This window comes from Paenirhodobacter sp., from assembly GCF_047600745.1.
In the GTDB taxonomy this organism is placed as follows: Bacteria; Pseudomonadota; Alphaproteobacteria; order Rhodobacterales; family Rhodobacteraceae; genus Rhodobacter.
Genome location: NZ_JASGKI010000001.1, coordinates 632585 through 658539 on the forward strand (window position 1 = coordinate 632585; position 25955 = coordinate 658539).

A 25955-nucleotide genomic window follows, 5' to 3' on the forward strand; every position below is an offset into this window, starting at 1 on the left:
TGCCGGTGATGTCAGTGACCGCGATTGCGCGGCGCGCGTTTGTCGACCCGGGCGGCGATCCATTCGCCGATGGATTGCACGAGCTGGACGAGGACAATGAGAATGACGACGACGGCCAGCATCACCTCGGGCATGAAACGCTGATAGCCGTAACGGATGCCAAGGTCGCCCAGCCCCTCGCCGCCCACCGCGCCGACCATGGCGGAATAGCCGATCAGGCTGACCACGGCGAGGGTGAGGCCGAGTGTGATGCCGGGAAGCGCCTCGGGCACCAGAACCTTGCGGATGATCTGCAAGGGTGTCGCGCCCATCGCGCGGGCGGCCTCGATCAGACCGGCATCGACCTCGCGGATCGCGTTTTCGACCAGCCGCGCGATGAAGGGCACGGCGGCGATGGTCAGCGGCACGATCGCCGCCGTGGTGCCGATCGACGTGCCCGCAATGGCCCGCGTAAAGGGGATGATCGCGACGACGAGGATGATGAACGGCACCGAGCGCGTGGCATTGACCACCAGCCCCAGCACCTTGTTCACCCAAGGCATCGAGAGCAGTTCGCCGCGCTGCGAGGTGGCGAGGAACACGCCCAGCGGCAGCCCCAGCACCGTGCCCAGCACCGCCGAGATCGCCACCATGTAAAGCGTCTGCCCGGTCGACGAGATCAGCAGGTTGATCAGGTTACTCGACATAGCCCAGCACCTCCGTCAGCAGGCCGTGGCGTTCCAGATAGTCGCGCGCGGCCTCGCCCTGCGCGGCATCCACGGCGATCAGCAGGTTGCCGAAGGGATGCGCGCCGATTTCCTCGATCGCGCCGGCCAGGATATTCACCGGAACTCCCAGTTCGGAGGTCAGCATCGACAGCATCGGATCCGTCGCATGGGCACCCGCGAAGGTGACGCGGATCACCTCCTGCGCCTCGACCTCGGGGCATTCCTGTTGCAGCCGCCCGGCGATGAAGGCGGGCAGCGTCAGCCCGGTGACACCGCCAAGGAAGCTGCGCGTCGTCGGATGCTGCGGATGGGTGAAGACGTCATAGGTCGGCCCGGATTCGACGATCCGCCCGCCGTCGATGACCGCGACATGCGAGGCAATATCCCGCACCACCGCCATTTCATGGGTGATGAGCAGGATCGTCAGGCCCAGATCGCGGTTGATCTCGGCCAGAAGCGCCAGCACCGTCTGCGTGGTCTCCGGGTCGAGCGCGGAGGTCGCCTCGTCCGACAGGAGCACCTTCGGCTGCGTCGCCAGCGCGCGGGCAATCCCCACCCGCTGCTTCTGTCCGCCCGAAAGCTCCGCCGGATAGCGGTCGCGCAGATCGGTGAGGCCCACCCGCTCGATCAGTTCCTCCACCCGGGGGCGGATCGGCGCGATCCCCGCGATTTCCAGCGGCAGGGCGACGTTTTCGTAGACGGTGCGCGAGGACAACAGGTTGAAATGCTGGAAGATCATGCCGACGTCGCGGCGGATTTCGCGCAGTGCGGCGCCATGGGCCGCCCCCACGTCGCGCCCGCCGACCAGCACCCGGCCCGAGGTCGGACGTTCGAGCCCGTTCACCATCCGCAAAAGCGTGGATTTCCCCGCGCCGGACCGCCCGATGATGCCGGTCACCGTGCCCGGCTCCACCACCAGCGAAACATCGTCAAGCGCCATGACCTGCCCGCCCTTCTGTGCGAAGGACTTGCCCACATGGTCGAAGAGGATCGCGGCACCGCTGCCGTCTGAGGTCATGCTGACTCTCCGGTCAAGGTTCTGGCCTGCCGCCCGGCGCAGTGTTTTCCGCGCAGGCGGCGCTGCGCGCGATGCTTGGCACCTTTGAAAGACCACCGGGCTGACTGGGCCGAATCCACACCGCGCCGTGCTCTTTACCAAGTATCCCGCGACCAGCCAATCCGATAGATGCGCCCGGTCTGCGCGCCCTCCACGCTTCTCGCGTAGCCCAAAGCCGCCTCACTGGCGGGGACAGGCTTGATCCCACGGAAGAAAGGCCCATAGCTCGGCAATGCCTCCTCGATGACGGTCGGGCTGACCGCATTGATGCGAATACCCCGTGGCAGCTCGATGGCGGCACCCCGCACGAAGCCGTCCAGACCACCATTGACCAGAGCCGCGGAAACACCCTGACGGATCGGAGCTTCGCTGAGCAGGCCTGTCGTGAGGGTGAATGACCCGCCCTCGCGAATGTGGGCAAGACCGAGCATCACCAGATTGACTTGCCCCATCAGCTTGTCGCGCAGCCCCACCTCGAACTGCTCGGCGGTGAAGGATTCAAGCGGCCCGAAATGCACCGAACCCGTCGCGCTGACCAGAGCATCGAAAGGGCCGACTTGCGCGTAAAGGCGCCGGATCGCATCGGGATCGGAAATATCGGCACGCACATCGCCGCTGTTGCGACCGACGCGGACGATTTCATGGCGTTGGCCCAATTCGGCGGCAACGGCTTTGCCGATCGTGCCGCTTGCGCCGACAAGGATGATTTTCATGCGACGCGCCCCTTGATTGCTTTGAGATACAATGTGTTGACGATTTCCCCTAGCGCGAATCCGCCCGGAAAGGCAAGGGGCGCGCGGCGCGACACCGGCCCGGCGGGGGCGCCGATCCGGGGCGGGTTTTCCGGGGCGGCGGGCGATGCGGGGCCAAAGTTCCGGCCCTGCGACGCGCCATGGAATGGCCTCCCTTTCTGCTGTGACGCAGCGTTGCGGATGACGGCGGCTTCCGTCCCGGGCAATGTCGCCGCAGCGAATGGAGGGAGACCCATGAGCCAGTATCCACATCTGTTGCGCCCGCTCGACCTTGGGCATGTCGTCTTGCCGAACCGGGTTCTGATGGGCTCGATGCACACCAATCTGGAGGAGCACGGCGACTGGAACCGGGTGGCCGAGTTCTATGCCGAGCGTGCGCGGGGCGGTGTCGGGCTGATGGTCACCGGGGGGATGGCGCCGAACCGGGAGGGGGCCGTGTTTCCCGGCGCCTCGGGCCTGTTCACGCCCGAAGACATCGCGCAGCATCGGATGGTCACGGCGCGGGTGCAGGATGCGGGCGGGCGGATCGTGATGCAGATCCTGCATGCCGGGCGCTATGCCTATGGGGCGGATTGCGTCTCGGCTTCGGCGGTGAAATCGCCGATCTCGCCCTTTGCCCCCGTCGCGCTGGACGAAGCCGGGATCGAGAAACAGATCGCCGACATCGCCACCGCCGCCGCCCGCGCCCGCGAGGCGGGCTATGACGGGGTGGAGGTGATGGGATCGGAGGGCTATTTCCTCAACCAGTTCCTGGTCCGCCACGTCAACCGGCGCGAAGACCGCTGGGGCGGGCCCTATGAAAACCGGATGCGCCTGCCGGTCGAGGTGATGCGCCGGGTGCGGGCCGCCGTCGGGCCGGATTTCATCGTGATCTTCCGGATCTCGCTGATCGACCTGGTGCCCGAGGGGTCCACCTGGGAGGAGGTGGTGACGCTGGCGAAGGCCATCGAATCCGCCGGGGCGAGCATGCTCAACACCGGCATCGGCTGGCACGAGGCGCGGGTGCCGACCATCGCCACATCGGTGCCGCGCGCGGCCTTCACCTGGCTCACCGCGCGGCTGCGGCCCGAGGTCGGGATCCCGGTGATCGCCTCGAACCGGATCAACCGGCCGGAGGTCGCCGAAGAGATCCTGAGCCGGGGCGAGGCGGATATGGTGTCGATGGCGCGCCCCTTCCTTGCCGACCCGGAATTCATCCGCAAGGCCGCCGAGGGGCGCGCGGAGGAAATCGCCCCCTGCATCGCCTGCAATCAGGCCTGCCTCGACCATACCTTCTCGGGCAAGGTGTCGTCCTGTCTGGTCAACCCGCGCGCCGGGCATGAGACCGACCTGATCCTCACCCCGGCCACGCCGCGGAATATCGCCGTGGTGGGCGCGGGCCCGGCGGGCCTCGCCGCCGCGATCACCGCCGCCGGGCGCGGCCATCGCGTCACGCTGTTCGACCGCAGCGCCGAGATCGGCGGCCAGTTGAAGATGGCCCGCCGCATCCCCGGCAAGGAGGAATTCCACGGCCTGACCGACTGGTTCGCGGTGATGCTGACGCGCACGGGGGTGACGCTGCGGCTGAACACCGAGGCCACGGCGGACATGCTCGCCCCCTTCGACGCGGTGGTGGTGGCAACCGGCGTCCTGCCGCGCAGCCCCGGCATCCCGGGCGAGGATCTGGCCGCGAGCTATATCGACATCCTCACCGGGCGCGTCATCGCCGGGCCGCGCGTGGCCGTCGTCGGCGCCGGGGGTATCGGCTTCGACGTGGCCGAATTCCTGACGGTCAGCGAAAGCCCGACGCTTCACCCGGCGGAATGGGCGCGCGAATGGGGCGTGGGCGATCCCGCGCGCACGCCCGGCGGGCTGGCAAAACCCCAGCCGGAGCCCCCCGCCCGGCAGGTGACGCTGTTGCAGCGCAAACCGGAAAAGCCCGGGCGGCATCTGGGCAAGACCACCGGCTGGATCCACCGCGCGGCACTGGCGGCGAAGGGGGTAAAGATGCTCGGCGGGGTGAATTACGAACGCATCACACCGGAGGGCCTGCACGTCACCTTCGGCCCCGCGCGCGAAAACCCCACCCTGATCGAAGCGGATACGGTCGTACTCTGCGCCGGGCAGGTCAGCCTGCGCGATCTGCCCGGAACCCATGTGATCGGCGGCGCCGATGTGGCGGGAGAGCTGGACGCGAAACGCGCGATCGACCAGGGCGTGCGGCTGGGGGCAGAGCTTTAGATATCGGCGCGGGGGTGGCGCAGCACGACCAGATCGTGCAGGAGCGCCCGCCCCCGCCGTGGCGCCTCAAGGATCACGTCGAGCCAGACCTGCTCCAGCCGCTTCTCGTTCATCCGGGTATAGGCGAGGTCGAAGGCCGCCGTCCCGCCGCCCTCCGGCAGGCCGCGCAAAAGCTGCTCGACATTCGGGCCATGGCGCAGGTTCAGCCGGCAAAACAGCCGCGCCGCGCCGGTATCGGCGGGCACGATCGCCCGGACGACATGCGTCCGGCTCAGCCCGGTCACCCCCGCAAGCGGCAGGTCGATGGAGAGCGAAACGAAGCTGCCGTCGAACCCCTCCGTCTCGCACAGCACCCCGTCCCCGGTCCGGCGCAGGATCAGCCCCGGCCTCGCGGCATCGTGAAACAGCGTCACCCCCGGCGCGACCGGCGTGCCCGAGGGCAGCGCCACACATTCCTCCGCCTCCGCCAGCACCGGCCGCCAGATCCAGTCGCAGCCCAGCGGATTGCCCCCCGGAAGCGTGAAGGCCGGGGCCGGAGCCTCCGCCCGCCCGCGCCACCGCCGCCAGAAACCGCCCTGCCCTTGCGCCATGATCCGCCATCCGATGCCCTGCCCCGTCTAAGCAGAAACCGGCCCGGATTTGAAGCGGTGCTAGAGCCGCCCCGGATTGGCGGCGCGGATCGCGGCATCGAAGTCGCGCAGCAGGCGGATCTGCTGCGCATCGCCCATCGTGCTGCCCGCGGCGGGCAGGACCGACAGCGCGGTGATCCGGCCCCGCAGCCCGGTGATCGCGCGCCAGTAGGTTTCGCTCACCGGGGTGCCCTTCTGCCGCGAGCGGTCGCGGATCTTCAGCAGCAGGAGCCCGTCGCGGCGCGTCACCTGTTCGATCGTCACATCCTGCGCCATCCCCGAACGCGCCAGCGCCGCGCGCCCGGCGGGGGAGTGGAAGAATTTCTCGAAACCGGGGAAGGTCTGTTGCAATGGCCCCGGCGTTTCGGGGCCGATGGTCGCGCTCAGCATCGCCCGATGGGCGGGCCGGGCGGCGGCGGCATCGCCCGAGATCGCCGCGCAACTGCCGAACAGCACGAAGCTGCCGCCGCGCAGATCGCGCAGCGACGCGGGATCGACGCAATAGCCCGGCGGCGCCGCCAGAAGTCACCGCCCCGTTCAGCACCGCGATACGGTCGCGCGCCCCCCCCGGCGCGACACAGGCCGCGAGGCTGAGCAGCAGACAGACGATGAGAGGGGTCCGGACCATGCGCCCCCTTAGAGCGCGGGGCCGCGCGCGGCAAGCCCGGCCCGCACACCTTCGCGCGATCTCTTGCCCCGGCGGGGCGGGCGGGGCATGGTCGCGCCGAAACGGAGGGCGCGATGTTCTACCTGGGGATCGACGGAGGCGGCAGCGGCTGCCGCGCGGCGCTGGCGGATGCCGGTGGCACGGTGATCGCGCGGGCCGAGGGCGGGCCTGCGAATATCGCCTCGGACTACCCCGGCGCGCTGCGGTCGCTTCTGGCGGTGGCGGAGCAGGTCGCACAGGGGCGCGCGGTGCGGGCCGTACTGGGCCTTGCGGGGGCGAATCTGTCGGGGGCGGCGGGGCGGCTCGAACGCGACCTGCCCTTTCCGGCGCGGGTGGTGCAGGATGTCACCACATCGGTGCGCGGCGCGCTCGGGCCTGCGGATGGCATCGTCGCGGCAATCGGCACCGGCTCGGTCTTTGCGCGGCAGCAGGGGGGCCGGGTCACGGCGATCGGCGGCTGGGGCCTCAGGCTTGGCGACGAGGCTTCGGGCGGCTGGATCGGGCAACGGCTGGTGGCGCGGGTGACGCGGGGGCTCGATGGCTTCGTGCCGATGACACCGCTGTTGCAGGCGCTGGCCGAAGAACTGGGCGGGCCTGCGGGGATCGTCGCCTTTTCGCTGCGCGCGACGCCGCCGGATTGGGCGGCCTTCGCGCCCCGCGCGCTCGAAAACGACCCCGCCGCGCAGGCGGTGCGCGCCGAGGCCGAGGCCGAGATCCGCGCCGCGATCGGCCTGTTGCAGACCCGCCCGGTGCTGCCGGTGACATGGCTGGGCGGGCTTGGCCCCCGGCTGGCGCTGGACGACTGGCCACAGCGGGCCGCATTGGGAACCGCGCTCGACGGCGCGCTGGCTCTGGCACGAGAGGACATGACATGGACATCCTGACCGGCGCGCGGATCTTTGACGGCACGCGCTTCATCGAAGGCGAAATCGGCATCGAAGACGGCCATTTCACCGCCCCCGGTTCCGGGCGGCGGATCGACCTTGGCGGCGGGGTGCTGGCGCCGGGGCTGATCGACCTACAGGTCAACGGCGGCGGCGGGATCATGCTCGACGGCCGGGCAACGGTCGCGCGGATCGCCACGATCTGCGAAGCCCATGCGCGGCTTGGCACCACGGGCCTTTTGCCGACGCTGATCACCGACAGCCGGGCCGCCACGCAATCGGTCCTGGCCGCCGGGATCGCCGCGGTGCCGCGGGTGCCGGGGTTCCTGGGGCTGCATCTCGAAGGGCCGCACCTCGACCCGCGCCGCCCCGGCTGCCACCCGCCGCAGCATATCCGGCCGATGGACGAAGACGACATCCTGATCCTGCTGGAGGCGAAGACCGGCCTGCCCGCGCTGATGCTCACCGTCGCGCCCTGCGCGGTGACGGCGGAGCAGATCGCCCGGCTGACGGCGGCGGGGATCGTCGTTTCGCTCGGCCATGCCGAGGCCACCATGACCGAGGTCCGCGCCTGTGTCGCAGCGGGCGCGCGCGGCCTCACCCATCTGTTCAACGCGATGAGCCCGCTTGGTTCGCGCGAACCGGGGATGGTGGGGGCCGGGCTCACGCTGCCGCTGGCCTGCGGGCTGATCGCGGACGGGATCCATGTCTGCGACGACACGATGCGGCTGGCGCTGCGGCTGGCGGAGGAGCGGATCTATCTGGTCACCGATGCGATGGCCGTGGCGGGGACGGAGATGACCGAATTCCCGCTGGCCGGGCGGCGGATCCTGCGGCAGGCGGGCGCGCTGCGGCTTGAAAACGGCACGCTGGCGGGGGCGGACCTGACCCTGCCCGAGGCGGTGCGCCATGTCATCGGGCTGGGCCTCGCGCCGGAACAGGCGCTGGCGATGGTAACCACGCGCCCCGCGCGGCTGATCGGGGCGGAGGCGCGGATCGCCCCCGGCCTGCCCGCCAACATGGTGCATTTCGATGACGACTGGCGCCTGACCCGGGTCTGGCAGGCTCAGGCGAAGTCTTCGACGGCATAGCCCTGCATATAGAGCAGCGCCGTCAGGTCACCGTGGTTCACCCGGATGTCGCATTGCGCGGCGACCGAGGGTTTCGCATGCAGCGCCACCCCCACCCCCGCCAGATGCAGCATGCCGAGGTCATTCGCCCCGTCACCCACCGCCATCACCTCATCCGCCCGCAGGCCAAGGCGCGCGGAAATCTCGTGGAACGCCTGCACCTTCGCCTCGCGCCCCAGGATCGGGCGCGAGGGCACGCCGGTCAGGTGACCATCCTCGACCAGCAGCACATTGGCGCGGTTCTCGTCGAACCCAAGCGCCTGCGCGACATAGCCGGTGAAGGCCGTGAACCCGCCCGAGACCAGCGCACAATAGGCGCCGTTCGCCTTCATCGTCCGGATCAGCTCCGCCCCGCCCGGCATGAAGGTGAGGCGTTCCTCGATCACCTGCCGGATCACGGTTTCGGGCAGGCCCTTGAGCAGCCCGACCCGCTCGGTCAGCGCGCCCTCGAAATCCAGTTCGCCATTCATCGCCCGCGCGGTGATCTCCTTCACCCGCGCGCCGACACCCGCCACATCGGCCAGTTCGTCGATACATTCCTGCTGGATCATCGTGCTGTCCATATCGGCGAGCAGCATCCGCTTGCGCCGGCCATCAGCGCGCTGCACCACCAGATCGAGGCCCAGCCCCTGCAACCCCTGCCACACGTCCCAGCGGTTCGCGGGCACTTCGGCCAGCGGGAATTCCGCCGCGATGCCATAGTTCAGCCAGCGCACCTCGCCCCCACCCCAGGCGTCGCGCAGCGACTCCACGGTAACACGGTCGAGCTTCGGGGCCTTCGGATCGGCCAGCAGGGTGACGATGAACATGATCGCTCCGCAGGGGTTGTTTGCGCCGCCTTAGCGCAACCCGCCCCGCAGCACCAGCGCCGGAAGCTCACTGAGCGAGCCGATCGGATGGCCGCCCACCGTCTGCGCCGCCCCGAGCGCCGCCAGCCGCAGCCCCGCCGTGCGCGCCGAACGCGCCCCGGTGCCCGAATCCTCCACCGCCAGCACCTGCTGCGCCGGCAGGCCGAGCAGCGCCAGCCCCTTGCGGTAGGGCTCCGGATCCGGCTTGCCATGAGTCACGTCGTCAAAGCTGACCATGCCGCGCAGGAAGGGCGCCATGCCATGGGTGCTCAGGCTGGCCTCCATCACCCGGCGGCCGGAGTTCGACACCGCCACCTGCGCGATCCCGGCCTCGGCAAAGGCCCGCATCACGTCGAGCGCGCCGGGCATCGGATGGGCCTCATGCACGGCGGCGACGAAATGGTCCTGCAACCGGGTCTTCCAGCCCGCGCGGTCGATCCCCTCCGGCATCTGCGGCGCCAGAACCGCCCAGATCGCATCCTGATTCATCCCCAGAAACCGCTCCGGCGGATCGGCGCGCAGATCCACGCCCAGTTCCAGGCAAACGGCGATCAAGCCACGATGATGCACCGGCTCGCTGTCGACAAGCGTGCCGTCCACGTCCCATGCAATGCCGGAAATGGCGGGTTCGGTCATCTGGTTCCCCCTATTGTCGGGCTCAGATGACCTTGGATCGCGCGCAATGTCCAGCCGTCGCTTCGCTGGCGCGACATGCCCCGCCGTGGGAAAACGTTGCTGTATCTGACCGCGCGGCACCATGCTAATCTGTTCGGGAGGGAGACGGCAGATGACGGATGACTTCATGGGGCGGGCATCGAAGGCGGCCGGGGGCTGGGGCGCGCTGAAAAGCTGTGGCGCGCGGTTGCTGGACATGGGGCGGCCGGTGACCGGGGCGCGGACGATGCTGAAGGCGAACCAGCCCGATGGGTTCGACTGCCCCGGCTGCGCCTGGGGCGATCCGGAACATGGCTCGTCCTTCGAGTTCTGCGAAAACGGCGTGAAGGCGGTATCGTGGGAGGCCACGGCCAAGCGCGTGACGCCCGGGTTCTTTGCCGAACACAGCGTGGCCGAACTGCGCGGCTGGACGGATTACGAGCTGGAACATCAGGGCCGCCTGACGCATCCGATGCGCTATGACGCCGCCTCGGACCGCTACCTGCCGGTGGACTGGGACGCGGCCTTCGCCGAAATCGGCGCCACGCTGCGCGGCCTCGACAGCCCCGACCGGGCGGAGTTCTACACCTCGGGCCGGGCCAGCAACGAGGCGGCGTTCCTCTATCAGATGTTCGTGCGGCTTTACGGCACCAACAACTTCCCCGACTGTTCCAACATGTGTCACGAAGCCTCGGGCGTCGGGCTGAACGAATCCATCGGCATCGGCAAGGGCACCGTGCGGCTGGAGGATTTCGAGCTTGCCGATGCGATCTTCGTGATCGGGCAGAACCCCGGCACGAACCATCCCCGGATGCTGGCCGATCTGCGCAAGGCCGCCACGCGCGGGGCGCGGGTGGTGGTGTTCAACACGCTGAAGGAAAAGGGGCTGCAACGTTTCGCCGATCCGCAGAACAAGATCGAGATGCTCCTCGGCGGCTCGGAACCCACCTCGACGGATTATTACCAGCCGCGCCTGGGCGGTGACATGGCGGCGGTGCGCGGCATGGCGAAGGCGGTCTTCGCCGCCGAAGCCGCCGGGCGCGCGGTGATCGACCATGCCTTCGTCGCGGAACATACCGATGGCATCGACGCCTGGGCCGCGCAGGTGGCGGCCACGCCCTGGGCGGTGATCGAGGAACAATCCGGCCTGACCCGCACGCAGATCGAGGCGGCGGCCGAGGTCTATATGGGCGCGGATCGTGTGATCACGACCTGGGCCATGGGCGTGACGCAGCACCGCCATTCGGTCCAGACCATCCGCGAAATCGCGAATCTGATGCTCTTGCGCGGCAATATCGGGCGGCCCGGCGCGGGGCTGTGCCCGGTGCGGGGCCATTCCAACGTGCAGGGCGACCGCACGATGGGGATCAACGAAAAGGCGCCCGAGGCCTTCATCGCCGCGCTGGAACGCGAACTGGGCGTCCCGCTGCCGCGCGGGCATGGGCATAACGTGCTGGCGGCGATGGGGGCGATGCTGGACGGCTCGGCGCGGGTGTTCATGGGGCTGGGCGGGAATTTCGCGCGCGCGACGCCCGACAGCGCGCTGATCGCCGGGGCGATGGACCGGCTGGACATGACGGTGCATGTGGCGACGAAGCTGAACCACGGCCATCTGCTGCCGGGCAAGGTCGGCTTCCTGCTGCCCTGTCTGGGCCGGACCGAAATCGACCGCAACGCAGCGGGGGCGCGCCAGATCGTCACCGTCGAGGATTCGATGTCGATGGTGCATGGCTCGGGCGGGATCAACCTGCCCGCGTCGGAACATCTGCGCTCGGAAGTCGCCATCGTCGCCGGGATCGCACGGGCGACGGTGGGCGATGTGGTCGACTGGAACGGCCTTGCGCAGGATTACGACAAGATCCGCGAGATGATCGCCCGGGTGCTGCCCGCATTCGCGGATTTCAACAGGCGGGTGCGGGTGCCGCGCGGCTTCTGGCTGCGCAATCCGGCCTCGGAACGGGAGTTCCGCACGCCCACCGGCAAGGCGCGGTTCTCGGACGCGTCGCTCCCCGACCTGACCGAATGGCAGAAGGCCGCGCGCGGCGAGGGGCTGTTCGTGCTGCAAACCTTCCGCTCGCATGACCAATACAACACCACGATCTATGGCATGGATGACCGCTATCGCGGCGTCTATGGCGAACGCCGCGTGGTCTTCATGAACCCCGCGGACATCGCCGCGATGGGGGCGCGGGCGGGCGAGCGGGTCGATGTGATCGGCCCCACGGATGGCGGCGTGACGCGGATCGCGCGGGACTTCCGGCTGGTGCCCTATGACATTCCGCCGGGCTGCGTCGCAGGCTATTACCCCGAACTGAACGCGCTGGTGCCGGTGGAGGCCTTCGGTGACAAGAGCTTCACCCCCGCGTCGAAATCCATCCTCGTCTCTTTCCGCCGATGACCGAAGACTTCATGGCGCTGGCCGAACGGCTGGCGGGGGACGGTCTGGACGGGCTGAGCGCGGGGATCGTCGCGGCGGCGGCGCTCGACATTGCGCGCGACAGCCGGAGTTTCGCGAACCGGCTGGGTGTTGCCCATGCGCTGGTGCTGCGGGCCTGTGTGACGCTGGCCGAGGACGGTATCCTGACCCTCGGGCAGCGCGACGAGCGGACCCAGCGGCTGTTCTACGACCTGACCCTGCAAGGCGAGCGGCTTGCCCTTGCCCCGTTCCCGGTCCAGTATCGCGGCCCGGAACGGAGACAGCCATGACATTCACCCTCGCCACCTGGAACATCAACTCGGTTCGCCTGCGCGAGGGCCTCGTCGCGCGGCTTTTGCGCGAGGAAGCGCCCGATGTGCTGTGCCTTCAGGAATGCAAGAGCCCGGTCGAGAAGATCCCGGTCGAGGCGTTCCGCGCGCTCGGCTACAACTGGATGGTCGCGCGCGGGCAGAAGGGCTACAACGGCGTCGCGATCCTGTCGCGGCTGCCGCTGAGCGAGGTGGGCGCGGGCGATTACGCGGGGCTCGGCCATGCCCGCCATGTGGCCGCGCGGCTGGAAAACGGGGTCACCATCCACAACTTCTACGTCCCCGCGGGCGGCGACATCCCGGACCGGGAGCAGAATGTGAAATTCGGGCAAAAGCTCGATTTCCTGACCCATATGCGCGACGATTTCCACGCCAGCCGCCCGGAAAAGGCGATTCTGGTGGGCGACCTGAACATCGCCCCGCGCGAGGATGACGTGTGGAACCACAAGGCGCTGCTGAAGATCGTGTCCCATACCCCGGTCGAGGTCGCGCAACTCGCCGAAACGCAGGACGCCGGGCATTGGGTCGATGTCACGCGGCAGGACGTGCCGGAGGGGCGGCTCTATTCGTGGTGGTCCTATCGCGCGGCGGATTGGGATGCGGCGGACAAGGGGCGCAGGCTCGATCACGTCTGGGCGACGCCCGACATTTCCGGCGCGGCGCATGGCTCGCGCGTGCTGCGCGCGGCGCGGGGATGGGAACAGCCCTCGGACCATGCGCCGGTCTTCGCGACTTTCGATCTGTGACCCTTGGCGGGCGGGCCTTTCGGGCGCATATAGGGGGCCAACCGAAGTCCGGGGAGAGATCACGATGCTGGGCGCAGACCTGCAAGCCAAACCCGCCGAATATGTGAAGGACGTGTCCGAGGCCAATTTCATGGCCGAGGTGGTGGACAAGTCGATGACCGTGCCGGTCATCGTCGACTTCTGGGCGCCGTGGTGCGGCCCGTGCAAGACACTCGGCCCGCAGCTAGAGGCCGAGGTCAACGCCGCCAAGGGCAAGGTCGTCATGGCCAAGGTCAATGTCGACGAGAACCAGATGATTTCGGCGCAGCTGCGGATCCAGTCGATCCCGACGGTCTATGCCTTCTGGCAGGGCCAACCGGTCGATGCCTTCCAGGGCGCGCTGCCGCAGTCGGAACTGAGGGCCTTCGTGCAGAAGCTGGCGGGGCTTGCCGGGGATGGCGGGCTGGCCGATGCCATTGCCGCCGCCGAGGAGATGCTGACCGAGGGCGCCGCCGCCGATGCGGCCGAGACCTTCGCCGCGATCCTGGGCGAGGAGCCCGAGAATGCCGAGGCCTATTCCGGGCTGGTCCGGGCGCATATCGCGGCGGACAATCTGGATCAGGCGGAGGGCCTTCTGGCCGCCGTGCCCGCCGTCATCGCCAATGCCGCGCCGGTCGAGGCCGCGCGCGCGCAGCTTGCCCTTGCGCGGCAGGCGGCGAAGGCCGGTCCGCTCGACGCGCTCAAGGCGAAGGTCGAGGCCGATCCCGCCGACCATCAGGCGCGCTTCGACTATGCCACCGCGCTGCATGCGGCGGGCGATGTCGAGGAGGCGGTGAACCAGCTTCTGGACCTGTTCCGCCGCGACCGCGAATGGAACGACGGCGCCGCGAAAACGCAGCTTTTCACCATCTTCGACGCGCTGAAGCCGAACGATCCGATCGGGATCAAGGGTCGGCGTCGGCTGTCGTCGATGATATTTGCCTGACGCGGGGGGCGGGCTAGATCATGCGCATGATGAAAGCCTGCGACCTGCCCGACCAGATCCCGCTGTTTCCGCTCGCGGGGGCGCTTTTGCTGCCCCGCGGGCGGCTGCCGTTGCATGTGTTCGAGCCACGCTACCTGCAAATGGTCGAGGATTGCCTGAAGACCGATGCCCGGCTGATCGGCATGATCCAGCCCTGCCGTGGACGGGACGGGGCGCAGCGGCTGAGCGCGATCGGCTGCGCGGGCCGCCTCACCGGGTTTTCGGAAACCGAGGACGGGCGCTATATGATCACGCTCTCGGGCGTGTCGCGGTTCCGGCTGCTGCGCGAGGTTTCGGGCTTTTGCCCCTATCTGAAGGGCGACATCCGCTGGAGCGACTTCGCCCGCGATCTGGGCCGGGCGGAGATGGACCCGGGGTTCGAGCGGGAGAGCTTCCTCGACCTCCTGGCGCGGTTCTTTCAGGCGCAGGGGCTGGATACCGATTGGGACTCGCTCAAGGACGCCGAGGATGAGTTGCTGATCAACACCCTGTCGATGCTGCTGCCGCTGGCGCCCGAGGACAAGCAGGCCCTGCTCGAAGCACCCAGCCTGACCACCCGTCGCGAAACGCTGGTGACGCTTCTGGAATTCCGCCTGCACGGCGGCCCGATGGAGCGGCGGCAATGAGCGAGGACGACCGCCTGTTCGATCCGCATATGCTGGAGGCGCTGGTCTGCCCCTATACCCATGCCGCGCTGCATTATGACGCCGAGCGGCAGGAGCTGATTTCCCGCCCTGCCCGTCTGGCCTTTCCGATCCGGGGCGGCATTCCGATCCTGCTGGCCGAGGAAGCCCGGCGGCTCGACTGATCCCCGTTGTGCCGTCCCGCCGGAACGTATAGTCCGCGTGGGAATGTAACAATGGCGTGACGATTGCATGACAGACCCAGCCCAGCCGCCGAAACCGGGCGTCAACCAGTGGAAGACGCTCGACAAGGATCTGCACCGTATCGGCCTGCTGGAAGAAGCGACGCAATTCGTCTCGCGCCCGCTGGTGGCGCCGGGCCTCGCGCTGGCCTTCGTCGTGCTGGCGGGTCTGCTGGCCGCCGTGCTGACCGGGGCGCAGGCGGGGACGGCGATCATCGTCGCGGCGGCGGTGATCGGGGCCTATATGGCGCTGAACATCGGCGCGAATGACGTGGCGAACAACATGGGCCCGGCAGTGGGCGCCAAGGCACTCAGCCTCGGCTGGGCACTGCTGATCGCGGCGGTGTTCGAAACGGCGGGTGCGCTGATCGCCGGGGGTGATGTGGTGAAAACCGTCGCGACCGGGATCCTGTCGCCTGACGCGGTGCCCGACAGCGGACAATTCACCTGGGCGATGATGGCGGCGCTTCTGGCTTCGGCGCTGTGGCTGAACCTGGCGACATGGCTGGGCGCGCCGGTCTCGACCACGCATTCGATCATCGGCGGCGTCGCCGGGGCGGGGATCGTCGCGGCGGGCTGGGGTGCGGTGAACTGGGGTTCGCTCGGCATGATCGCGCTGAGCTGGGTCGTCTCGCCGATCCTGGGCGGGCTGATCGCGGCGGGGTTCCTCGCACTGATCAAGGCCCGGATCATGTATGTCGCGGACAAGATCGCCGCCGCGCTGTTCTGGGTGCCGGTGCTGATCGGCGTCATGGCCGGGGGCTTTGCCACCTATCTCATCTACAAGGGGCTGGGCGCGCTGCTGCATGTGTCGCTCGGCACGGCGACGGTGATCGGGCTGGCGACGGGCGTCATCGTCTGGGCGCTGTGGCGCCCGGTGGTGCGGCGGCAGGCGGCGGGGCTGGAGAACCGCAAGAAATCCCTGCGCAAGCTCTTCGCCTTCCCGCTGGTCGCCTCGGCGGCGCTGCTGTCCTTTGCCCATGGCGCGAATGACGTGTCGAATGCGGTCGGCCCGCTGGCGGCGATCGTGCAGATGGCGGGCGGGAACGGGATTTCCGGCGAGGTCAGCATCCCGCTCTGGGTGATGGTGGTCGGCGCGCTCGGCATTTCGGTCGGGCTGGTGCTGTTCGGGCCGAAGCTGATTCAGCTGATCGGCTCGGAAATCACCAAGCTGAACCCGATGCGGGCCTTCTGCGTCGCTCTGTCGGCAGCGGTGACGGTGATCGCGGCGTCCTGGCTCGGCCTGCCGGTGAGTTCGACCCATATCGCGGTGGGCGGCATCTTCGGCGTCGGCTTCTACCGGGAATGGCACGCCGAACGGCGGGCGCAGATGCTGGGCCTGCAAAAGGGCCGCCCGGTGCCGGTCGAGGAACGCTCGCGGCGCTACCTCGTGCGGCGCGCGCATCTCGCGACGATCGGCACCGCCTGGGTGGTGACAGTGCCGGTTTCGGCGCTGATCGCGGCGGGGCTCTACCTCGCGATGACCGCCTTCGCGGGTTAAACGACGACGGCCCGCGCCTGCTGCCCGCCGACGCCGAACACCCGGTGGTAGCGGGCGATTTCCTCCGCCGGGCCGGTGGCCTTTTCCGGATTGTCCGAAAGCTTCACCGTCGGGCGGCCATCCGCCGACACCGCCTTGCACACCAGGCTGAAGGGCGCCAGCGCATCGCCGGGCACCAGCCCGCGGAAATCGTTGGTGAGCAGCGTGCCCCAGCCGAAGCTGACCTTCACCCGGCCATGGAAGCGGGCGTAAAGGTCGCGGATTTCCGCGACATCGAGCCCGTCCGAGAAGATGATCAGCTTCTGCGTCGGATCCTCGCCCCGCGCCTTCCACCAAGCGATGGCGGTTTCGGCATTGATGACCGGATCGCCGGAATCGACCCGGATCCCGGTCCAGCCGGCCAGCCAGTCGGGCGCATGGTCAAGGAACCCCTTCGTGCCATAGGTATCGGGCAGGATGATCCGCAGCATCCCGTCATGTTCCTCGTGCCAGTCGGCCAGAACACGATAGGGCGCCTTGCGCAATTCGTCCTCGGTATCGGCGAGCGCGGCATAGACCATCGGCAGTTCATGCGCATTGGTGCCCACCGCCTCCAGGTCGCGCCGCATCGCGATCAGGCAGTTCGACGTGCCGGTAAAGGCCCCGCCCCGCGCGGCATCGCCCAGCCCCTCGATCATCGCCTGCACGCACCAGTCCTGCCACAGAAAGCCATGCCGCCGCCTTGTGCCGAAATCGGCGATCTTCAGGCCGGGCAGCTTGCGCAGGTTCTCGATCTTTTCCCAGATCCGCGTCATCGCCCGGGCATAAAGCACCTGTAGCTCGAACCGCCCCATCCGGTTCAGCACCGCGCGCGAGCGCAGTTCCATCAGGATCGACAGCGCCGGGATTTCCCACAGCATCACCTCGGGCCAGGCACCCTCGAAGGTCAGCTCATACTGCCCGTCGCGCTTTTCCAGGTGATAGGGCGGAAGCTGGTAGTTCTCGAACCATTCCATGAAATCCGGGCGGAACATCTGCCGCTTGCCATAGAAGGTATTGCCGCGCAGCCAGGTGCTTTCGCCCCGGGTCAGCCGCAGCCCGCGCGCATAGTCGAGCTGCTCGCGCAATTCGCCCTCGTCGATCAACTCCGCCAGCCGGATGGATTTCGAGCGGTTGATCAGGCTGAACTCCACCCGCGTATCGGGCCGGTTGCGGAACACCGACTGACACATCAGCAGCTTGTAGAAATCCGTGTCGATCAGCGACCGCACGATCGGGTCGATCTTCCACTTGTGGTTATAGACGCGGGTTGCGATATCCATCATGCCCTCACTCCGCCAGAACCACGCCCGCCGCGCGCATCGCATCGCGCGCCGCGGCGAGGGAACCATTCAGGTCGATCGCCCGGCAGGCACCTTCGAGAACCTTCACCCGGAACCCGAGCTTCGCCGCGTCAATGGCCGACCAGGCCACGCAGAAATCATGCGCCAGCCCGACGAAGGCCAGATCGGTGATCCCCCGTTCGCGCAGATAGCCGGTCAGGCCGGTGGGGGTCAGGTGGTCATTCTCGAAAAATGCCGAATAGCTGTCCACCTCGGGCCGGAAGCCCTTGCGCAGGATCAGATCCGCCGGATCGACCGACAGCTTCGGGTGAAACGCCGCGCCCTCGCTTCCCCAGACGCAATGCACCGGCCAGAGCGTCTGCGGCCCATAGGGCATCTGGATCGTGCTGAACGGCGCCGCGTCATGCAGCGCGGCAAAGGAGGAATGTTCCTCCGGATGCCAGTCCTGCGTCAGCACCGTGACCGGGAATTCCTGCATCAGCGCGTTGACGCGGGGGATGATCTCGTCGCCGCCCGCCACCGCCAGCGCACCGCCGGGGCAGAAGTCGTTCTGGATGTCGATCACGATCAGGGCTTCGGTCGCTGCGGCCATTTCCACCTCCCGTCTTTGTGACATGCCTAGGGTGCCTGTGCCGCGGGGTCAATCGCGCTTGCGCCCGGGCGGGCGGCGGGGCTATGGGAAATCCATGCTGACCGTTGCCGCGCTTTATCATTTCACCCGGTTCGAGGATCCTGCCGCGCTGAAGCCGCCGCTGGCGCGGCTGGCCTGTGCGCGCGGGGTGAAGGGGACGCTGCTGCTCGCGCGCGAGGGGATCAACGGCACCATCGCCGGCACGCGTGAGGGCATCGACGCGGTGCTGGCCCATATCCGCGCCCTGCCCGGCTGTGCCGGTCTGGAGTGGAAGGAAAGCACGGCGTCCGAGATGCCCTTCGGCCGGATGAAGGTGCGGCTGAAGGCCGAGATCGTGACGATGGGCGAACCCGATGTGGACCCGCGCGCCGCCGTGGGCCATTATGTCGATCCCGCCGACTGGAACGCGCTGATTTCCGCGCCGGATGTCGTCGTGATCGACACCCGCAACGATTACGAAGTAGCCATCGGCACGTTCGAGGGCGCCATCGACCCGAAAACGAAGACATTTCGGGATTTCCCGAAATGGTGGCAAGAGAATGCTGCGCGGTTCCACAACAAGCGCGTGGCGATGTTCTGCACCGGCGGCATCCGCTGCGAGAAATCGACGAACTACCTGCTGGCCCAGGGTGTCGATGAGGTCTTTCACCTCAGGGGCGGGATCCTGAAATACCTTGAGGAGGTGCCCGAGGCGGAAAGCCTCTGGCAGGGCGAATGCTTCGTCTTCGACGGGCGCGTCAGCCTGAAGCACGGGTTGAAACAAGGCGCGCATGACCTGTGCCACGCCTGCCGCCGCCCGATCTCCGCCGAGGACAAGCGCAGCCCGGCCTATGAACCGGGCGTCAGCTGTCCGCAGTGCATCGACGAATACACCGAGGCCGACCGCGCCCGGTTCCGCGAACGCGAACGGCAGGTGCAACTGGCCGCCACGCGGGGCGAGCGCCATATCGGTCCGTGATACCACAGCGCATGGGCACGGCCTTCTGGTTCCTCTGATCCCGTCTCACGACCGTCGCGCCAAGCCGCTCCTTGCCCTGTTGTGCTCCGACCTTGACGGCTTACGCCGCCGTGGCCGGAGCCTTGTAGACGCCCCCTCGCCTCAAGGCCCAGACGATCCGCGCCGTTCGCGATGAGCTTGGTCTCGGGGCAAGTCAAAATAGGGCCATAGTGGAAAGACACAGGAATGGGCTTTGGCTTTTGGCAGGGCCTTCCCGTCCGGCCCACGGACCTATTGGCAGACAACCCCAGAAAGGAACCAGACCATGACCACCATCATCGGCTATGCCCGTACCAGTACCACGGACCAGATCGCCGGATATGAAGCCCAGATCGCCACATTGACGGCGCAGGGGGTTACCAAGCTATTCCGGGAACAGGTCAGTGCAGCCGGACATCGGCCCAATTGAAGGCCTGCCTTGATTACGTCCGGGAGCCCCCGATTCCTGCCCTGATAGTTACCCTTTGTGCCTCTCCGGCGTTGTCCCAAGGCACCCCTGTCGAAACCACCGCAGAATGTCTTGAGCTTCGGGAACTTTTCGCCTTCGGTCAGGGCAGGCACCGCGCCCTTGATGTCACCGCCCAGAACATCCGAGTAGTGAGCAACGTGGCAGTCAAGCGGGGTTCCGGAGAGGATACCTTGCGGGCGCTGGCGGCGATCTTAGTCATTGCCGAACGGGATATGGCACAGGCTGCTGATGCCACTAGCTCCGTTGGCGGGGTGGCGTGTGCGGTCTGTGGGGACTGCCCCAACCCCGTCCCCCTGCCAACCCCCTGAGCCCCATCCCGCGTTCACACTCGGGGTGGGGCTTTTTATGCCTTCCCCTGAAAAGCCGGACCCATGTCCCCTGTCTGCCGCCCTTGCAGGCCTCGGGGTTACACCAACGGGCACACACAATCCCCGGATGGGTGGACAGTCTCCGGGCAATATGCTGATATTGTGTATCTTTTAGCATGGCTGTATGCCGCCCGACGATCCCCCGGTTGTTTCCTGCCAGCCCCTGAGCTGAAAGGCCCGCTGAACCGTGTTCTTGCGAGCCTCGGAAGCCAGGCCACGGTTCGGTAGTCGAAAGACGGCCCCTGCTCGATCATGGCCTTGATCGGCTCGGCAAAGTGCGGCTCGACCCTCGGAGCCGCCCCGGTTGCCCCCCACGCGCAAGGGCCGAGGCAGCCTGCCTGCGGTTCTGGAACTGATCGTCATCCGCGATCAGCGACACGATCCCGTTCGACATTCGAGCGATGGGGCCGGGCTGCGATCTCGCGAATTTCGCCCACGCGCGTCATCGGTCTCGCGATGATCGAAACAATGGCGATCTACCCCGCGGTCTCGGATCGCTGCTCTTCGCCAATCCATTCGTGTCGTGAGATGCAGGTCAACTTGATCACCTTCGTCTTTATACTGAGGAACGTGCCAGTGCAGCCGGTCATCCGCAACGCTTCCCGTTCAAGCCGGTGGCGGCGATCATCGCGCAGCGGCAGGCGGCGACCGATGCCGCCTGCCACAATGCACTCACCGCCGCCCGCGCCGATGCAGGGCCAAAGCCCGCGCGCAGGCGGCCGTCGCCGTGGCGGGTGAAACGCTGAAAAGCGGTCCGGCCCCATGCCGCTGACAACAGCGATCGGCGGGTGCGGGATATGGCGGGCAGGCGGCAACAGGACATCTCCAGCGCGCCCGTCAGGAGCAGAGAACGACCGGGATCGACCCTGCCACCGTCGCGGAAGCCGTTTCCGGCACCTGACGGGCGGCGCGGTGGGTTATGGGCGGCGGGCATCCCGCCACCCAAGCCCGGATCAGCCCAGGCTGGCCGAGGTTTCCCGCAGGACCTCCGCCGACCGGCGCAGCGCGGCGGCTTCGTCGGGCGAAATCTCCGGGTCGAGCGTCATGAGAATGCCTTCCCGCCCGATCACCCGCGGCAGCGACAGCGCGACATCGCCCACGCCCATGAAATCGGGCGTGACGATGGAACAGGACTGGACCGAGCGCTGATCATCGCGGATCGCCTGCACGATGCGCGCAAGCCCCGCGCCGATGCCATACCAAGTGGCGCCCTTGCCCTCGATGATGCGATAGGCGGCGCGGCGGACGCCTTCGTCAATCCGGGCGCGGACCTCCTGCGTCAACGGCACGCCGATATGGGACGCGAAACGCTCGACCCCTTCGGTGCCGGCACGGGCCGAGGACCAGACCAGAACCTCGCTGTCGCCATGCTCGCCCAGCACATAGGCATGGACCGACTGCGCCGCGATTCCCAGATGCTCGCCCAGCAGGCTGCGGAACCGCGCGGTGTCCAGCACCGTGCCCGAGCCGATCACCCGATGCGGCGGCAGACCGGAGGCCCGCAGCGCGATCTCGGTCATGATGTCCACCGGGTTCGAGGCCACCAGCAGAATCGCATCCGGCGCGGCCTTCACCACCTGCCCGACGACGCCCGAGAACACCTCCGCATTGCGCGCCAGCAGGCTCAGCCGGCTTTCGCCCGGCTTCTGCGGCACGCCGGCGGCGAGAATCACCACCCCCGCGCCTTCCAGCGCGTCATAGTCCCCGGCGCGCACCTTGCAGGGATGCGCGAAAGGCACGGCATGGGCGACATCCTCGGCCTGTGCCGCGGCAAGCGCCGGTTTGTAATCGACGAAGACCACCTCGCTCGCCCCGCCCCGCAGCGCGAGCGCATAGCCCGCCGCCGATCCAACCATGCCCGATCCGACGATCCCGACTTTCATTTGCACCTCCATTTTGTCCGTGCAGTTTGCCCGTCAACCTCGCATGAATAGGCCCCCACGTCATCCCGGCAAAACATCGCACTTTCCGGGGAAACATACCTGCCTCCCCTATTCATCCGGGTGCGATTGCGGTAAGGTCTCCGTCAGACCCGGAAAACGGGCGCAATCGAGGCAGTATCGGCGGACAGACCATGACAGAAATGGTTTTCGGCACCGCGCCCGTCCGGGCCGGTGATCCTGTTCTTCCCCGTTGGTGGCGGACGATCGACAAATGGGCGCTGACGGCGGTTCTCATCCTGTTCGGGGTGGGGATGCTGCTCGGGCTCGCGGCATCGGTCCCGCTGGCGGAACGGAACAACCTGGAGCCCTTCTATTATGTGAAGCGGCAGTTGTTCTTCGGCACCGTCGCGCTGGTGGTGATGCTGCTGCTGTCGATGCTCAGCCCGCGTCAGGTCCGGCGCGTCGGCGTCGTCGGCTTCTTCGGCGCCTTCGTCTGCATCCTGCTGCTGCCGCTCTTCGGCACCGATTTCGGCAAGGGCGCGGTGCGGTGGTTCTCGCTCGGCTTCGCCTCGTTCCAGCCGTCGGAATTCCTCAAACCCGGCTTCGTCATCATCACCGCCTGGTTCATGGCCGCCGCGCATGAGGTGGCGGGCCCGCCCGGGCGGCTTTACTCCTTCATCCTGACCGCGGTGATCGTGATCCTGCTCGCGCTGCAACCGGATTTCGGGCAGGCGTCGCTCGTGCTGTTCAGCTGGATGGTGATGTATTTCATCGCCGGGGCGCCGATCTTCCTGCTCAGTGGGATCGGCGGGCTGACGGTGGTGGGCGGGCTTTTCGCCTATAACACCTCGGAACACTTCGCCCGCCGGATCAACGGCTACCTGAGCAGCGAGATCGACCCCCGCACCCAGATCGGCTATGCCACCAACGCCATTCAGGAAGGCGGCTTCTTCGGCGTCGGCGTCGGCGAGGGCACGGTGAAATGGTCGCTGCCCGATGCGCATACCGACTTCATCATCGCCGTCGCGGCGGAGGAATTCGGCCTCCTTCTCGTGCTGTGCATCCTCGCGCTTTATGCGGTGATCGTCGCGCGCTCCATGCTGCGGCTGATGCGCGAACGCGATCCGTTCACGCGGCTTGCCGGGGCGGGGCTGGCCTGTTCCTTCGGCGTGCAGGCGCTGATCAACATGGGCGTCGCGGTGCGTCTGTTGCCTGCGAAGGGGATGACCCTGCCGCTGGTCAGCTATGGCGGCTCCTCGGTCATCGCCACCGGGATCACGCTGGGCTTCCTGCTCGCGCTGACCCGCACCCGCCCGCAGGGCCAGATCTCCGACATCCTCGCCCGCCGATAGGAAACCGCCATGTCCGACAGCAGACTGCCCCTTCTCCTGATCGCGGCGGGAGGGACCGGGGGCCATATGTTCCCGGCCCAGGCGCTGGCCGAAGCGATGGTGCGCCGTGGCTGGCGGGTGAAACTCTCGACCGATCCGCGCGGCGCGCGCTACACCGGCGGCTTCCCCCATGTGGTCGAGGTCGAGCAGGTCGCCTCCGCCACCTTCGCGCGCGGCGGGCTGGCGGCGAAGCTGGCGGCGCCGTTCCGGATCGCGGGGGGCGTGTTCTCGGCGCTGATGCGCAACATCTCGGACCGGCCCGCGGTGGTGGTGGGGTTCGGCGGCTATCCGACGATTCCGGCGCTGTCCTCGGCGTGGCTGCTGCGGATCCCGCGCGCGATCCATGAACAGAACGGCGTGATGGGCAAGGTCAACCGCACCTTCGCGAAACATGTCGATGCCTTTGCCTGCGGCACCTGGCCCACCGACCTGCCGCCGGGGGTGGAGGGGATCCATACCGGCAACCCGGTCCGCGCGGCGGTGCTGGAACGTTACGGCGCCTCTTATATCGTGCCCGGGGATTATCCGATGTCGATCCTGGTGATCGGCGGGTCGCAGGGCGCGCGGGTGCTGTCCGATGTGGTGCCCGCCGCCATCGCCGCCCTGCCCGACCGGCTGCGCGGGCTGCTGCGCGTCGCCCATCAGGCCCGGCCCGAGGATCAGGAGCGCGTCATCGCCGCCTATGCCGAAGCCGGGATCGAGGCCGAGGTCCAGCCCTTCTTCCGCGACGTGCCGAAGCGGCTGGCGGAATGCCAGCTGGTGATCTCGCGCTCGGGCGCCTCCTCTGTCGCCGATATTTCGGTGATCGGGCGGCCCTCGATCCTGATCCCCTATGCCGCCGCGGCGGGGGACCATCAGACGGCGAATGCGCATGGGCTGGTCGAGGCCGGGGGCGCGATCCTCGTGCCCGAATCCGCCGCGACGCCCACCTCCATCGCCGAACAGATCGCGCTCGTGCTGGGCCATCCCGAGGGGGCCGCGCATATGGCCCGCTCGGCGCTGGCCTATGGCGTCCCCGATGCGACCGAGCGCCTTGTCATCCTTGTCGAAGAACTTGCAGGAATACCGCAATGAACGCCGCCACCAAGCTGCCGGGCGAACTCGGCCCCATCCATTTCATCGGCATCGGCGGCATCGGCATGTCGGGCATCGCCGAGGTGCTGATCACGCTGGGCTATCGGGTGCAGGGGTCGGATGCGAAGGCGTCGAAAATCACCGACCGTCTGGTTTCGCTGGGCGCGCGGTTCTTCGAGGGCCAGCGCTCCGACAACATCACCGATGACGTGGCGGTGGTGGTGATTTCCTCCGCCATCAAACCCGGCAACCCGGAACTGGAAGAGGCCCGCAAGCGCCACCTGCCCGTGGTGCGCCGCGCCGAAATGCTGGCCGAACTGATGCGGATGAAGTCGAATATCGCCATCGCCGGGACGCATGGCAAGACGACGACGACGACGATGGTGGCGACGCTGCTCGACAAGGGCGGCTTCGATCCGACGGTCATCAACGGCGGGATCATCCATGCCTACGGCTCGAACGCGCGGGCGGGCGCGGGCGAATGGATGGTGGTGGAGGCCGACGAATCCGACGGCTCCTTCAACCGGCTGCCGGCGACCATCGCCATCGTCACCAACATCGACCCGGAGCATATGGAGCATTGGGGCACGATCGAGAACCTGCGCAAGGGCTTCTATGATTTCGTCACCAACATCCCGTTCTACGGGCTCGCCGTGTGCTGCACCGACCACCCCGAGGTGCAGGCGCTGGTGGGCCGGGTGCATGACCGCCGCGTCACCACCTTCGGCTTCAACGCGCAGGCGGATGTGCGGGCGGTGAACCTGAAATACGCCGACGGGCGCGCGCATTTCGACGTGCTGCTGCAATTCGAGGGCACGGAGATCGAGGGCTGCACCCTGCCGATGCCGGGCGACCACAACGTGTCGAACGCGCTCGCCGCCGTGGCGGTGGCGCGGCACCTGGGCATGAAGCGCGACGAGATCCGCGAGGCGCTGGCCAATTTCGGCGGCGTCAACCGGCGCTTCACCAAGGTTGGCGAGGTTCTGGGCGGCGTCACCATCATCGACGATTACGGCCACCACCCGGTGGAAATCGCCGCCGTGCTCAAGGCCGCGCGGCAATATGTGTCGGGCACGCCCGGGGCGCGGGTGATCGCGGCGCATCAGCCGCACCGCTATTCCCGCCTGCACAGCCTGTTCGATGATTTCTGCACCTGTTTCAACGAGGCCGATGTCGTCGCCATCGCCGAGGTCTATGCCGCGGGTGAAGAGCCGATTCCGGGCGCCACGCGCGACGATCTGGTGTCGGGCCTGATCCGCCACGGCCACCGCCATGCCCGCGCGCTGCTGAACGAAGACGATCTCGCGCGGCTGGTGCGGGAACAGGCCCGGCCGGGCGATATCGTCGTCTGCCTTGGTGCGGGGACGATCTCGGCCTGGGCCAATGCGCTGCCCGCGAAACTCGGCTGAGGG

Annotated in this window: 26 protein-coding genes; 15 read left to right on the forward strand and 11 right to left on the reverse strand. The window is 67.9% G+C overall.

The features are described 5' to 3' along the window. Positions 1 to 11: 11 nt before the first annotated feature. From QM789_RS03370 to QM789_RS03380, 3 genes are all read right to left on the reverse strand, one after another. Complete coding sequence (locus tag QM789_RS03370) at positions 12 to 686, reverse strand: methionine ABC transporter permease (protein ID WP_420350546.1); 675 nt, start codon at positions 684 to 686, stop codon at positions 12 to 14. After that, entirely contained in the window at positions 676 to 1725 is a 1050-nt protein-coding gene (locus tag QM789_RS03375) for a methionine ABC transporter ATP-binding protein (RefSeq protein ID WP_420350547.1), read from the reverse strand. Before QM789_RS03375 ends, QM789_RS03370 begins: the two co-directional genes overlap by 11 nt. A 134-nt stretch (positions 1726 to 1859) precedes the next feature. Continuing rightward, the gene (locus QM789_RS03380; RefSeq protein WP_420350548.1) at positions 1860 to 2477 is read right to left on the reverse strand and encodes a short chain dehydrogenase; all 618 of its coding nucleotides are present in this window, start codon (positions 2475 to 2477) and stop codon (positions 1860 to 1862) included. Between the two features lie 273 nt (positions 2478 to 2750). Between QM789_RS03380 and QM789_RS03385 the strand changes: the two genes are divergently transcribed. Beyond that, positions 2751 to 4736: an FAD-dependent oxidoreductase gene (locus QM789_RS03385; protein WP_420350549.1), complete on the forward strand. Its 1986-nt coding sequence runs from the start codon at positions 2751 to 2753 to the stop codon at positions 4734 to 4736. On the opposite strand, the gene QM789_RS03390 is transcribed toward QM789_RS03385, so the two are convergent. Together QM789_RS03390 and QM789_RS03395 are read right to left on the reverse strand one after the other, a co-directional pair. Beyond that, complete coding sequence (locus QM789_RS03390; protein ID WP_420350550.1) at positions 4733 to 5326, reverse strand: DUF6478 family protein; 594 nt, start codon at positions 5324 to 5326, stop codon at positions 4733 to 4735. The two genes, QM789_RS03385 and QM789_RS03390, sit on opposite strands and share 4 nt — an antisense overlap. Before the next feature lie 60 nt (positions 5327 to 5386). After that, positions 5387 to 5821 carry a hypothetical protein gene (locus QM789_RS03395; RefSeq protein WP_420350551.1) on the reverse strand — a complete coding sequence of 145 codons (435 nt, stop codon included), beginning with the start codon at positions 5819 to 5821 and terminating at the stop codon, positions 5387 to 5389. A gap of 285 nt (positions 5822 to 6106) precedes the next feature. Between QM789_RS03395 and QM789_RS03400 the strand changes: the two genes are divergently transcribed. Next, entirely contained in the window at positions 6107 to 6916 is an 810-nt protein-coding gene (locus tag QM789_RS03400) for a BadF/BadG/BcrA/BcrD ATPase family protein (protein WP_420350552.1), read from the forward strand. Further along, on the forward strand, positions 6904 to 8007 hold the full coding sequence (nagA, locus tag QM789_RS03405; RefSeq protein WP_420350553.1) for an N-acetylglucosamine-6-phosphate deacetylase: 1104 nt from the start codon (positions 6904 to 6906) through the stop codon (positions 8005 to 8007). Before QM789_RS03400 ends, nagA begins: the two co-directional genes overlap by 13 nt. Here the strand turns inward: nagA and serB are convergent. Continuing rightward, the gene (gene serB / locus QM789_RS03410; RefSeq protein WP_420350554.1) at positions 7983 to 8855 is read right to left on the reverse strand and encodes a phosphoserine phosphatase SerB; all 873 of its coding nucleotides are present in this window, start codon (positions 8853 to 8855) and stop codon (positions 7983 to 7985) included. The two genes, nagA and serB, sit on opposite strands and share 25 nt — an antisense overlap. Positions 8856 to 8885: 30 nt before the next feature. Further along, entirely contained in the window at positions 8886 to 9530 is a 645-nt protein-coding gene (locus QM789_RS03415; RefSeq protein ID WP_420350555.1) for an HAD family hydrolase, read from the reverse strand. A 151-nt stretch (positions 9531 to 9681) separates the two neighbouring features. Between QM789_RS03415 and QM789_RS03420 the strand changes: the two genes are divergently transcribed. From QM789_RS03420 to QM789_RS03450, 7 genes are all read left to right on the forward strand, one after another. Further along, positions 9682 to 11946 carry an FdhF/YdeP family oxidoreductase gene (locus tag QM789_RS03420; RefSeq protein ID WP_420350556.1) on the forward strand — a complete coding sequence of 755 codons (2265 nt, stop codon included), beginning with the start codon at positions 9682 to 9684 and terminating at the stop codon, positions 11944 to 11946. A gap of 11 nt (positions 11947 to 11957) precedes the next feature. Then, the gene (locus QM789_RS03425; protein WP_420350557.1) at positions 11958 to 12254 is read left to right on the forward strand and encodes a hypothetical protein; all 297 of its coding nucleotides are present in this window, start codon (positions 11958 to 11960) and stop codon (positions 12252 to 12254) included. After that, positions 12251 to 13039, forward strand: coding sequence for an exodeoxyribonuclease III (locus tag QM789_RS03430; protein WP_420350558.1), 789 nt, complete (start codon positions 12251 to 12253; stop codon positions 13037 to 13039). The genes QM789_RS03425 and QM789_RS03430 overlap by 4 nt, the downstream gene beginning before the upstream one ends. Positions 13040 to 13103: 64 nt before the next feature. After that, entirely contained in the window at positions 13104 to 14003 is a 900-nt protein-coding gene (trxA, locus tag QM789_RS03435; protein WP_420350559.1) for a thioredoxin, read from the forward strand. A gap of 26 nt (positions 14004 to 14029) precedes the next feature. Further along, the gene (locus tag QM789_RS03440; protein WP_420350753.1) at positions 14030 to 14668 is read left to right on the forward strand and encodes an LON peptidase substrate-binding domain-containing protein; all 639 of its coding nucleotides are present in this window, start codon (positions 14030 to 14032) and stop codon (positions 14666 to 14668) included. Continuing rightward, entirely contained in the window at positions 14665 to 14850 is a 186-nt protein-coding gene (locus QM789_RS03445; RefSeq protein WP_420350560.1) for a Trm112 family protein, read from the forward strand. The genes QM789_RS03440 and QM789_RS03445 overlap by 4 nt, the downstream gene beginning before the upstream one ends. 67 nt (positions 14851 to 14917) lie before the next feature. Continuing rightward, complete coding sequence (locus QM789_RS03450; protein ID WP_420350561.1) at positions 14918 to 16408, forward strand: inorganic phosphate transporter; 1491 nt, start codon at positions 14918 to 14920, stop codon at positions 16406 to 16408. Here QM789_RS03450 and pncB read toward each other — a convergent pair. Together pncB and pncA are read right to left on the reverse strand one after the other, a co-directional pair. Beyond that, positions 16405 to 17712, reverse strand: coding sequence for a nicotinate phosphoribosyltransferase (gene pncB / locus QM789_RS03455; RefSeq protein ID WP_420350562.1), 1308 nt, complete (start codon positions 17710 to 17712; stop codon positions 16405 to 16407). The two genes, QM789_RS03450 and pncB, sit on opposite strands and share 4 nt — an antisense overlap. Positions 17713 to 17716: 4 nt before the next feature. After that, positions 17717 to 18322, reverse strand: coding sequence for a bifunctional nicotinamidase/pyrazinamidase (gene pncA, locus QM789_RS03460; RefSeq protein WP_420350563.1), 606 nt, complete (start codon positions 18320 to 18322; stop codon positions 17717 to 17719). Between the two features lie 94 nt (positions 18323 to 18416). Between pncA and QM789_RS03465 the strand changes: the two genes are divergently transcribed. Both QM789_RS03465 and QM789_RS03470 read left to right on the forward strand, forming a co-directional pair. After that, positions 18417 to 19319 carry a rhodanese-related sulfurtransferase gene (locus tag QM789_RS03465; protein WP_420350564.1) on the forward strand — a complete coding sequence of 301 codons (903 nt, stop codon included), beginning with the start codon at positions 18417 to 18419 and terminating at the stop codon, positions 19317 to 19319. Between the two features lie 304 nt (positions 19320 to 19623). Next, a complete protein-coding gene (locus tag QM789_RS03470) occupies positions 19624 to 19767 on the forward strand; it encodes a recombinase family protein (RefSeq protein WP_420350565.1) in 144 nt (47 codons plus the stop codon). 904 nt (positions 19768 to 20671) lie between these two features. Here the strand turns inward: QM789_RS03470 and QM789_RS03475 are convergent. After that, a complete protein-coding gene (locus tag QM789_RS03475) occupies positions 20672 to 21010 on the reverse strand; it encodes a hypothetical protein (RefSeq protein ID WP_420350566.1) in 339 nt (112 codons plus the stop codon). A 138-nt stretch (positions 21011 to 21148) separates the two neighbouring features. Next, positions 21149 to 22078 (reverse strand): L-lactate dehydrogenase, encoded by a 930-nt coding sequence (locus QM789_RS03480; RefSeq protein ID WP_420350567.1) that lies wholly within the window; start codon positions 22076 to 22078, stop codon positions 21149 to 21151. A gap of 191 nt (positions 22079 to 22269) precedes the next feature. On the opposite strand from QM789_RS03480, the gene QM789_RS03485 reads away from it, so the two are divergent. The 3 genes from QM789_RS03485 to murC are packed head-to-tail and all read left to right on the forward strand — an operon-like array spanning position 22270 to position 25952. Beyond that, the gene (locus tag QM789_RS03485) at positions 22270 to 23430 is read left to right on the forward strand and encodes a peptidoglycan glycosyltransferase FtsW (RefSeq protein WP_420350568.1); all 1161 of its coding nucleotides are present in this window, start codon (positions 22270 to 22272) and stop codon (positions 23428 to 23430) included. A 9-nt stretch (positions 23431 to 23439) separates the two neighbouring features. After that, a complete protein-coding gene (locus tag QM789_RS03490) occupies positions 23440 to 24543 on the forward strand; it encodes a UDP-N-acetylglucosamine--N-acetylmuramyl-(pentapeptide) pyrophosphoryl-undecaprenol N-acetylglucosamine transferase (RefSeq protein WP_420350569.1) in 1104 nt (367 codons plus the stop codon). Further along, positions 24540 to 25952 carry a UDP-N-acetylmuramate--L-alanine ligase gene (gene murC, locus QM789_RS03495; protein WP_420350570.1) on the forward strand — a complete coding sequence of 471 codons (1413 nt, stop codon included), beginning with the start codon at positions 24540 to 24542 and terminating at the stop codon, positions 25950 to 25952. Before QM789_RS03490 ends, murC begins: the two co-directional genes overlap by 4 nt. Positions 25953 to 25955: the final 3 nt, after the last annotated feature.

Coding starts and splice junctions, on each gene's coding strand:
- QM789_RS03370 (WP_420350546.1), bottom strand. CDS start 686: ATGTCGAGTAACCTGATCAACCTGCTGATCTCGTCGACCGGGCAGACG.
- QM789_RS03375 (WP_420350547.1), bottom strand. CDS start 1,725: ATGACCTCAGACGGCAGCGGTGCCGCGATCCTCTTCGACCATGTGGGC.
- QM789_RS03380 (WP_420350548.1), bottom strand. CDS start 2,477: ATGAAAATCATCCTTGTCGGCGCAAGCGGCACGATCGGCAAAGCCGTT.
- QM789_RS03385 (WP_420350549.1), top strand. CDS start 2,751: ATGAGCCAGTATCCACATCTGTTGCGCCCGCTCGACCTTGGGCATGTC.
- QM789_RS03390 (WP_420350550.1), bottom strand. CDS start 5,326: ATGGCGCAAGGGCAGGGCGGTTTCTGGCGGCGGTGGCGCGGGCGGGCG.
- QM789_RS03400 (WP_420350552.1), top strand. CDS start 6,107: ATGTTCTACCTGGGGATCGACGGAGGCGGCAGCGGCTGCCGCGCGGCG.
- nagA (WP_420350553.1), top strand. CDS start 6,904: ATGGACATCCTGACCGGCGCGCGGATCTTTGACGGCACGCGCTTCATC.
- serB (WP_420350554.1), bottom strand. CDS start 8,855: ATGTTCATCGTCACCCTGCTGGCCGATCCGAAGGCCCCGAAGCTCGAC.
- QM789_RS03415 (WP_420350555.1), bottom strand. CDS start 9,530: ATGACCGAACCCGCCATTTCCGGCATTGCATGGGACGTGGACGGCACG.
- QM789_RS03420 (WP_420350556.1), top strand. CDS start 9,682: ATGACGGATGACTTCATGGGGCGGGCATCGAAGGCGGCCGGGGGCTGG.
- QM789_RS03425 (WP_420350557.1), top strand. CDS start 11,958: ATGGCGCTGGCCGAACGGCTGGCGGGGGACGGTCTGGACGGGCTGAGC.
- QM789_RS03430 (WP_420350558.1), top strand. CDS start 12,251: ATGACATTCACCCTCGCCACCTGGAACATCAACTCGGTTCGCCTGCGC.
- trxA (WP_420350559.1), top strand. CDS start 13,104: ATGCTGGGCGCAGACCTGCAAGCCAAACCCGCCGAATATGTGAAGGAC.
- QM789_RS03440 (WP_420350753.1), top strand. CDS start 14,030: ATGATGAAAGCCTGCGACCTGCCCGACCAGATCCCGCTGTTTCCGCTC.
- QM789_RS03445 (WP_420350560.1), top strand. CDS start 14,665: ATGAGCGAGGACGACCGCCTGTTCGATCCGCATATGCTGGAGGCGCTG.
- QM789_RS03450 (WP_420350561.1), top strand. CDS start 14,918: ATGACAGACCCAGCCCAGCCGCCGAAACCGGGCGTCAACCAGTGGAAG.
- pncB (WP_420350562.1), bottom strand. CDS start 17,712: ATGATGGATATCGCAACCCGCGTCTATAACCACAAGTGGAAGATCGAC.
- pncA (WP_420350563.1), bottom strand. CDS start 18,322: ATGGCCGCAGCGACCGAAGCCCTGATCGTGATCGACATCCAGAACGAC.
- QM789_RS03465 (WP_420350564.1), top strand. CDS start 18,417: ATGCTGACCGTTGCCGCGCTTTATCATTTCACCCGGTTCGAGGATCCT.
- QM789_RS03470 (WP_420350565.1), top strand. CDS start 19,624: ATGACCACCATCATCGGCTATGCCCGTACCAGTACCACGGACCAGATC.
- QM789_RS03480 (WP_420350567.1), bottom strand. CDS start 22,078: ATGAAAGTCGGGATCGTCGGATCGGGCATGGTTGGATCGGCGGCGGGC.
- QM789_RS03485 (WP_420350568.1), top strand. CDS start 22,270: ATGACAGAAATGGTTTTCGGCACCGCGCCCGTCCGGGCCGGTGATCCT.
- QM789_RS03490 (WP_420350569.1), top strand. CDS start 23,440: ATGTCCGACAGCAGACTGCCCCTTCTCCTGATCGCGGCGGGAGGGACC.
- murC (WP_420350570.1), top strand. CDS start 24,540: ATGAACGCCGCCACCAAGCTGCCGGGCGAACTCGGCCCCATCCATTTC.